This window comes from Rhizobium sp. NZLR11, assembly GCF_019685115.1.
GTDB lineage: Bacteria > Pseudomonadota > Alphaproteobacteria > Rhizobiales > Rhizobiaceae > Rhizobium.
Genome location: NZ_JABDWD010000006.1, coordinates 332129 through 339706, shown reverse-complemented (window position 1 = coordinate 339706; position 7578 = coordinate 332129). Strand labels below are relative to the sequence as shown.

8 protein-coding genes are annotated in these 7578 nt (G+C 61.2%); all 8 read right to left on the bottom strand.

Annotated elements, in window-relative coordinates:
* A partial coding sequence (locus HJB83_RS13665; protein ID WP_221159563.1) for an ATP-grasp domain-containing protein occupies positions 1-652 on the bottom strand: 652 nt, incomplete at its 3' end.
* 35 nt (positions 653-687) lie between these two features.
* Positions 688-1650, bottom strand: coding sequence for a malate dehydrogenase (gene mdh / locus HJB83_RS13660; RefSeq protein WP_221131674.1), 963 nt, complete (start codon positions 1648-1650; stop codon positions 688-690).
* A gap of 178 nt (positions 1651-1828) precedes the next feature.
* Positions 1829-2992, bottom strand: coding sequence for a cell division protein ZapE (gene zapE, locus HJB83_RS13655; protein ID WP_207582101.1), 1164 nt, complete (start codon positions 2990-2992; stop codon positions 1829-1831).
* Positions 2993-3073: 81 nt separating this feature from the next.
* On the bottom strand, positions 3074-3586 hold the full coding sequence (locus tag HJB83_RS13650; protein WP_221115490.1) for a protease inhibitor Inh/omp19 family protein: 513 nt from the start codon (positions 3584-3586) through the stop codon (positions 3074-3076).
* Positions 3587-3948: 362 nt separating this feature from the next.
* Positions 3949-4728 (bottom strand): succinate dehydrogenase iron-sulfur subunit, encoded by a 780-nt coding sequence (locus HJB83_RS13645; RefSeq protein ID WP_007632536.1) that lies wholly within the window; start codon positions 4726-4728, stop codon positions 3949-3951.
* Positions 4729-4746: 18 nt separating this feature from the next.
* Complete coding sequence (gene sdhA / locus HJB83_RS13640; protein WP_207582103.1) at positions 4747-6588, bottom strand: succinate dehydrogenase flavoprotein subunit; 1842 nt, start codon at positions 6586-6588, stop codon at positions 4747-4749.
* A gap of 7 nt (positions 6589-6595) precedes the next feature.
* Positions 6596-6976: a succinate dehydrogenase, hydrophobic membrane anchor protein gene (gene sdhD / locus HJB83_RS13635; RefSeq protein ID WP_007632532.1), complete on the bottom strand. Its 381-nt coding sequence runs from the start codon at positions 6974-6976 to the stop codon at positions 6596-6598.
* A 10-nt stretch (positions 6977-6986) separates the two neighbouring features.
* Positions 6987-7382 carry a succinate dehydrogenase, cytochrome b556 subunit gene (gene sdhC, locus HJB83_RS13630; RefSeq protein WP_221115488.1) on the bottom strand — a complete coding sequence of 132 codons (396 nt, stop codon included), beginning with the start codon at positions 7380-7382 and terminating at the stop codon, positions 6987-6989.
* Positions 7383-7578 lie beyond the last annotated feature (196 nt).

Genomic DNA, 7578 nt, shown 5'->3' with positions numbered 1-7578 from the left:
GGCCATCCTTCATGACGATCAGCGGATTGACTTCGAGCAGCGCCATGTCCTTCTCATTGAAGGCCTTGTAGAGCGCCGGGAAGAGCGACTTCGCATCTTCGGCGGCAGCGCCGTCGAGCGCGAGCGCCTTGGAGATCGCGGCAACGTCGGCAGCCGTTACGCCGGCTTCCGGATCGATGGCGATCGTGTGGATCTTCTCCGGCGCGTCATGGGCGACGGCTTCGATGTCCATGCCGCCTTCGGTCGATACCACGAAAGCCACGCGGCCGACCGAGCGGTCGACAAGGATCGAGCAATAGAGTTCGCGGGCGATGTCGGCGCCATCTTCGATGTAGAGGCGGTTGACCTGCTTGCCGGCTTCGCCAGTCTGCGCCGTTACTAGCGTGTTGCCGAGCATATCCTTGGCATGGGCGATCACTTCGTCGATCGACTTGGCGAGACGCACGCCGCCCTTGGCTTCCGGGCCCAGTTCCTTGAACTTGCCCTTGCCGCGGCCGCCGGCATGGATCTGGCTCTTGACCACGTAAAGCGGGCCGGGGAGCGCCTTGGCGGCAGCTTCGGCTTCCTCGACCTTGAGAATAGCCACACCCTCGGCAACCGGCGCGCCATAGCCCTTCAGCAGAGCCTTGGCCTGATATTCATGAATGTTCATGGGTTTATCCCTGTTTGATGACTTCAGCGCGTCGACTACTTGAGGGCAGGCGCGATGTTGATGCAGGCTTCGCAGAGACCGGCAACGGCACCGACGGATTTGTCGAAGGCTTCCCTCTCGGTCTTGTTGAGGTCGATCTCGATGATGCGCTCGACGCCACCAGCGCCGATGATGGTGGGAACGCCGACATACATGTCCTTGACGCCGTACTGGCCGGTCAGCTGGGCAGCGCAGGGCAGAACGCGCTTCTTGTCCTTGAGGTAGGATTCGGCCATCTCGATCGCCGAGGCGGCCGGCGCATAGTAGGCCGAGCCGGTCTTCAGTAGGCCGACGATTTCGGCGCCGCCGTCACGGGTGCGCTGGATGATCTCTTCGAGGCGTTCCTTGGTGACCCAGCCCATGGTGACGAGGTCGGTGAGCGGAATGCCGCCGACCGTCGAGTAGCGGGCAAGCGGCACCATCGTGTCGCCGTGGCCGCCGAGCACGAAAGCGGTGACGTCCTGGACGGACACGTTGAATTCCTTGGCGAGGAAAAGACGGAAACGCGACGAGTCGAGAACGCCGGCCATGCCGACGACCTTGTTGGCCGGAAGGCCGGAGAACTTCTGCAGCGCCCAGACCATGGCGTCGAGCGGGTTGGTGATGCAGATCACGAAAGCGTTCGGCGCATATTTCTTGATGCCGGCGCCTACCTGCTCCATGACCTTGAGGTTGATGCCGAGAAGATCGTCGCGGCTCATGCCCGGCTTGCGGGCGACACCGGCGGTGACAATGCAGACATCGGCGCCTTCGATCGCGGAATAGTCGCTGGCGCCCGTCAGGTTGACGTCGAAGCCTTCGACCGGAGAGGACTGTGCGATGTCGAGACCCTTGCCCTGGGGAATGCCGTCCGCGATGTCGAAGAGGACGATGTCGCCCAGTTCCTTCAGGCCGGCGAGGTGTGCCAGCGTGCCACCAATCATGCCAGAACCAATGAGTGCGATCTTGTTACGCGCCATTTCGCTGTTTCCTTTGCGATCAAATTCGTCGAGCGATGCGCAGCAAGGCACAGCCCAATGACGCAATCGCATAGACCCAAAGCCCAAAAATGGCAACTCATTAATTTTGATGTAGCAATTTCAATCGTTTAGATACTAAAATTCTTACGTAAACGTAAGATATCATGTCACCGGATTGTTACTCGGCGGCGCGCTTTTCATGGTGCAGTGCGAGATATTCAGCGCTGCGCATCTCGAACAGGCGCGATGCGGTGCGGTCGAATTCAAAGCCCTCGGTGCCCCGGCGATGCACCAGAAGTTCCTCCGGCATCGCCGCTGCGGAAATGTAGAGCCGCACGGCATGATCGTAGAACGTATCGACCAGAATGATGAAGCGTTTGATCTGGTTCCGCTTTTCCGGCCCGAGCAAGGGAATGTGATCGACGAAGACCATATCGTAACGCTCGGCGATCGCCAGGAAGTCGACCGCCCCGAGCGGCTTGTCGCAAAGATCGGCGAAGGAGAACCGCGCCATACGGTCGACGGCGAGCGGCACATGGATGTGTCGGCCTTTCATCGGAATGTCCAGCGGTTGCGCCTTGCGCCCATGCAGCGCCTGCGTCCAGGACGCATCCATCGCCATGTCGTTATGATCGTTGATCGGCACCAGATAGACCGGCTGGCTGCTCAGCTTCTCCATGCGGTAGTCGGTCGGCGAACCCAGGGTGACGACATCGACATGCTGCTTGAGAAGGGCGACGAAGGGCAGGAAGAGGCCGCGATTGAGACCATCCGTGTAGAGGTTGTCGGGCTCGACGTTCGACGTCGCGACCAGCACGCATCCGCGCGCGAAAAGCTCGGAGAATAGCCGCGACAGGATCATCGCATCGGCGATATCGGTGACGGTGAATTCGTCGAAGCAGAGCAGTTCCGCTTCCGCGTAGAGGGCTGCGGCGACCGGCGGCATCGGATCGGCCTGCTTCGTCTCGCCGTTCTTCAGCTTCAGCCGGTGCGCCGCGATCCGATTGTGCACATCCGCCATGAATTCGTGGAAATGCGCCCGGCGTTTCTTCCTGCACGGCGCCATCGAGAAGAACATGTCCATCAGCATGGTCTTGCCGCGGCCGACGCTGCCGTGGATGTAAAGCCCCTTGATGCCGTCGGCGGATTTCTTCTTGGCGGCAAACATCCAGCCAAGTGCGCTCGATTTTGCCGCTGGCCGCCGCTGCTTCAGCCCGGCCAGCACTCGATCCAAGCTCTTTGCCACGTCCATCTGGGCGGAGTCGACCTGCAGCGCGCCCGATGCGGTCAGGGCTTTGAGCTGTTCGCAGACGCTGAGCGCATAATCGGGCATTGGCTGCATGAGGGCATATCCGCCTGTCAGACATCGGCGGAGGCCCGCCGGTGGTTTACCGCGCCGGTTCGTCTACCGCGCCGATTCGTTTTACCGGCTGAGACTGATCTGCTGGCCCGTGCTGGTCTGTCCCTGGAAGCGGTTGTCAGCCGTCTTGTAGACGCTGCCGAGCTGATTGCCTGAACGGTCCTTGAGCAGCACCTGCTTGCCGGCAACCTCCCAGGAGCCCATCGCCGTCAACTCGCCGACGCAGCCGCGCGTACCGCCGCGCGAACCGCTGCCGAGATTGGTCAGCGTCAAGAACATGTCGCAGCTGCCATTGACGCGCCAGCTTCCGACCATCGATTCCTTGGTGACATCAAGCGCATTTGCGGCCATTGCGCCGGGCTGCGCGCCCGGCATCGGCGCCGTCGTCGCCGGCGCAGCTGGAAACTGCGAACTGTTGACCGGCGGAAGCTGCCCACCCTGCACCGAGGGAATCGGCTGCGCCGTCAGCGGCGCCGGCCCGGCATTCGAGCCGGAGTTGTAATCATATGCCGTACGCTGACAACCGGCTAGCGCGAGAGTAACCACCAGACCTGTCATCGCATATCGCAACTGCATCATCATACTCCTGAATTCGGCTAGCGCCGCAGAGAAACGGGCGTGAGACAAGTCCGATTACCGTAATTCGCTTTGGTTAATCAAGTCGAGCCGCATAAATTGCCCGTGACAACAACTAACCAAAAAACGATACAGTTCAACTGTCCCGCTGCAAAACTTCCTGCACATAGAATTTGTCAGCAAGGTGTTGGGCGCGCTGATCTCTGTCCGGATCCCTGTCGAACTCCCGCAATATCTCGGAATAACGCTCGCACCGGTACCAATACGGATACCCTGTGCGCGCACCAAGGCGAGCCACGACCTGATCTTCGTGACGGCTTCGAGATCTAAGGCGTCTCATCCGCCAACGGCATGCATGCTGGTCAGACCCGGCGCTCGACCATCATCTTCTTGATTTCGGCGATCGCCTTGGCCGGGTTGAGACCCTTTGGGCAGGTCTGCGCACAATTCATGATCGTGTGGCAGCGATAAAGCCGGAACGGGTCCTCGAGATTGTCGAGACGTTCGCCGGTCGCCTCGTCTCTGGAGTCGATCAGCCAGCGATAGGCCTGCAGCAGAACGGCCGGACCGAGATAGCGGTCGCCGTTCCACCAGTAGCTCGGACAGGAGGTCGAGCAGCAGGCACAGAGGATGCATTCATAGAGACCGTCGAGCTTCTGACGGTCCTCGTGGCTCTGCTTCCATTCCTTGGCTGGCGCCGGCGACACCGTCTTCAGCCACGGCTCGATCGAACGATGCTGGGCATAGAAGTTGGTAAGGTCAGGCACCAGATCCTTGACGACGGGCAAATGCGGCAGCGGATAGATCTTCACCGAGCCCTTGATATCGTCGAGGCCCTTGGTGCAGGCGAGCGTGTTGGTGCCGTCGATATTCATCGCGCAGGATCCGCAGATGCCCTCGCGACAGGAGCGGCGCAAGGTCAGCGTCGGATCGATCTTGTTCTTGATGTAAAGCAGGCCATCGAGCACCATCGGCCCGCAATCGTCGACATCGATGTAGAAAGTGTCGATCGACGGGTTCTGGCCGTCATCCGGGCTCCAGCGGTAGACGCGGAATTCGCGGGTGTTTTTGGCACCGGCCGGCTTCGGCCAGACCTTGCCTTCGCGCATCTGAGAATTCTTGGGGAGAGCGAGTTCAACCATGTCCGGTTCCTCTTGAGATCAGTACACGCGAGCCTTCGGCTCGATCTTGTGCGGATCGATGCCTTCGGCGATAAGCTCGGTGTGAACCGGCCGGTAGTCGAGTTTCACGGCGCCTGCCTCGTTCACCCAGGCAAGCGTGTGCTTGCGCCAGTTGACGTCGTCGCGGCCGGCGAATGCACCCTCGGTATAGTCCTCGCGCGCATGCGAACCGCGGCTCTCCTTGCGGGCCTCGGCGCCGTAGATCGTCGTGATGGCGTTGGCCATCAGGTTCTGCAGCTCCAGCGTCTCGACCAGATCCGAATTCCAGATCATCGAGCGGTCGGTGACCTTGATATCGCGCATTTCCTGCCAGATCGCAGAGATGCGCCGGCAACCGGATTCCAGCGATTCCTGCGTACGGAACACCGCCGCGTCTTCCTGCATGGCGCGCTGCATCTTCTCGCGCAGTTCCGCCGTCGGCGTGCCGCCGCTGGCGTGACGCAGGCCGTCGAAGCGGTCGATGATCTTGTCGCAGGCTGCGACATTGAGATGGGGGATCGGCGCTGCGCGATCAATCACCTCGCCGGCGCGGATCGCAGCGGCGCGGCCGAAGACCACGAGGTCGATCAGCGAGTTGGAGCCGAGGCGGTTGGCGCCGTGCACCGAGGCGCAGCCGGCTTCACCGACCGCCATCAGCCCGGGGATGATCCGTTCCGGATTGGCACTGTCGGCGTTCAACACTTCGCCCCAATAGTTCGTGGGAATGCCGCCCATATTGTAGTGAACGGTCGGCAGAACCGGGATCGGCTCGCGCGTGACGTCGACGCCCGCAAAGATCTTGGCGCTCTCGGAAATACCCGGCAGCCGTTCGTGCAGCACGGCCGGATCGAGATGGTCGAGATGCAGGAAGATGTGGTCCTTGTTCTTGCCGACACCGCGGCCTTCGCGGATTTCCAACGTCATGCAGCGCGAAACGACGTCGCGCGAGGCGAGGTCCTTGGCCGACGGCGCATAGCGCTCCATGAAGCGCTCGCCCTCGGAGTTGACGAGATAGCCGCCTTCGCCGCGCGCACCTTCGGTGATCAGACAGCCCGAACCGTAGATGCCGGTCGGGTGGAACTGGACGAATTCCATGTCCTGCAGCGGCAGGCCGGCACGCGCCACCATGCCACCGCCGTCGCCGGTGCAGGTATGGGCAGAGGTTGCCGAGAAATAGGCGCGGCCGTAGCCGCCGGTCGCCAGCACCACCATCTTGGCGGCGAAACGATGGATCGTGCCGTCATCGAGGCACCAGGCGACGACGCCGGTGCAGCGGCTGCCGTCTTCCGACATGATCACGTCGAGGGCGAAATACTCGATGAAGAATTCGGCGTTGTTGCGCAGCGACTGACCGTAGAGCGTATGCAGGATCGCGTGGCCGGTACGGTCGGCAACGGCGCAGGTGCGCTGCACCGGCGGGCCTTCGCCGTAATTCTGCATGTGGCCGCCGAACGGGCGCTGATAGATCTTGCCTTCCTCGTTGCGCGAGAACGGCACGCCGTAATGCTCGAGCTCATAGACCGCCTTCGGCGCTTCCATGGTCAGATATTGCATGGCGTCGACGTCGCCGAGCCAGTCGGAACCCTTGACGGTGTCATAGAGGTGCCACTGCCAGCTATCGGGCGTCATGTTGCGCAGCGAGGCGGCGATGCCGCCCTGGGCGGCGACCGTATGCGAGCGGGTCGGGAATACCTTGGTGATGCAGGCCGTGCGGAACCCCTGCTCGGCCATGCCGAGCGTGGCGCGCAGCCCGGCGCCGCCGGCGCCGACGACGATCACGTCGTAGGAGTGATCGATATATTTGTAGGCCTTGCCGTTCTGGGCGGGTGAGGTCGGTGCCATATCGAGCTTATCCTACGAATGCGATTTTCAGAATGGCGAACAGACAGAGGCCGGCGATCACGATCGCAAAGAACGTGTTCAGCATCAGCAGCGCGATCTTGCCGAACTCGCCATGCACGTAATCCTCGATGATGACCTGCATGCCGAGCTTCATATGGATAACGCCGGAGATCACCATTAGCCCCATGATGACCGCGACGAAAGGGTTCGAAAGTGCACGAACCACGTCAGCATAGGGCGCGCCGGCATAGGTGAGCAGGAAGATGAGGAAAAACAGGATCAGCGGAACATTGGCGACGGCCGTCAGTCGCTGGCGCCAGAAATGGTCCGTGCCGTCCTTGGCGGAGCCGAGCCCGCGAACCTTGCCGAGGGGGGTGCGCATATCCATGAGAGGACCTTCAGAAGCGAATGAGGAAGCCGATCACCCAGACCAGCACGGTCAGACAGAGCGACCCGATGATGTTGGCGATGGCGAGCTTGGTCGAGAATTCTTTCCCGAAGCCGTAGCCGAGATCCCACATGAAGTGGCGGAAACCGCCGAGCATGTGGTGCAGCAGCGCCCAAGTATAGCCGAGCAGCACGAGCTTGCCGACAAGGCTGCCGAGCACCCAGTTGGCCCAGTCATAGGAACCCTGGCCGCTTGCCGCTGCGATCAGCCACCAGGCGACCAGCAGCGTGCCGACATAGAGCGCGCCACCGGTAATGCGGTGGACGATAGACATGACCATGGTGGGAATAGGTTTGTAAATTTGCAGATGCGGCGATAGGGGCCGGTTATTTGTCACGTTCGCCATCAGAACCTCGCGGCGGCTTTCTGCGCTCCCGGATTTCGGAGCATGCTCAGTCAACCACACGAATGACAAATTCTCTGTGTGCGTTGCATCAATTGCGACGTTTAATCACCAGGAACGCCGACGACAAGCACAATCGCTGTCGGCTTTTAATTTAATCGATTCGCGTCACCTGGAAGTTTGCAGGCTAAAGAAACTG

Coding starts and splice junctions, on each gene's coding strand:
- mdh (WP_221131674.1), bottom strand. CDS start 1,650: ATGGCGCGTAACAAGATCGCACTCATTGGTTCTGGCATGATTGGTGGC.
- zapE (WP_207582101.1), bottom strand. CDS start 2,992: ATGCAGCCAATGCCCGATTATGCGCTCAGCGTCTGCGAACAGCTCAAA.
- HJB83_RS13650 (WP_221115490.1), bottom strand. CDS start 3,586: ATGCAGTTGCGATATGCGATGACAGGTCTGGTGGTTACTCTCGCGCTA.
- HJB83_RS13645 (WP_007632536.1), bottom strand. CDS start 4,728: ATGGTTGAACTCGCTCTCCCCAAGAATTCTCAGATGCGCGAAGGCAAG.
- sdhA (WP_207582103.1), bottom strand. CDS start 6,588: ATGGCACCGACCTCACCCGCCCAGAACGGCAAGGCCTACAAATATATC.
- sdhD (WP_007632532.1), bottom strand. CDS start 6,976: ATGGATATGCGCACCCCCCTCGGCAAGGTTCGCGGGCTCGGCTCCGCC.
- sdhC (WP_221115488.1), bottom strand. CDS start 7,382: ATGGCGAACGTGACAAATAACCGGCCCCTATCGCCGCATCTGCAAATT.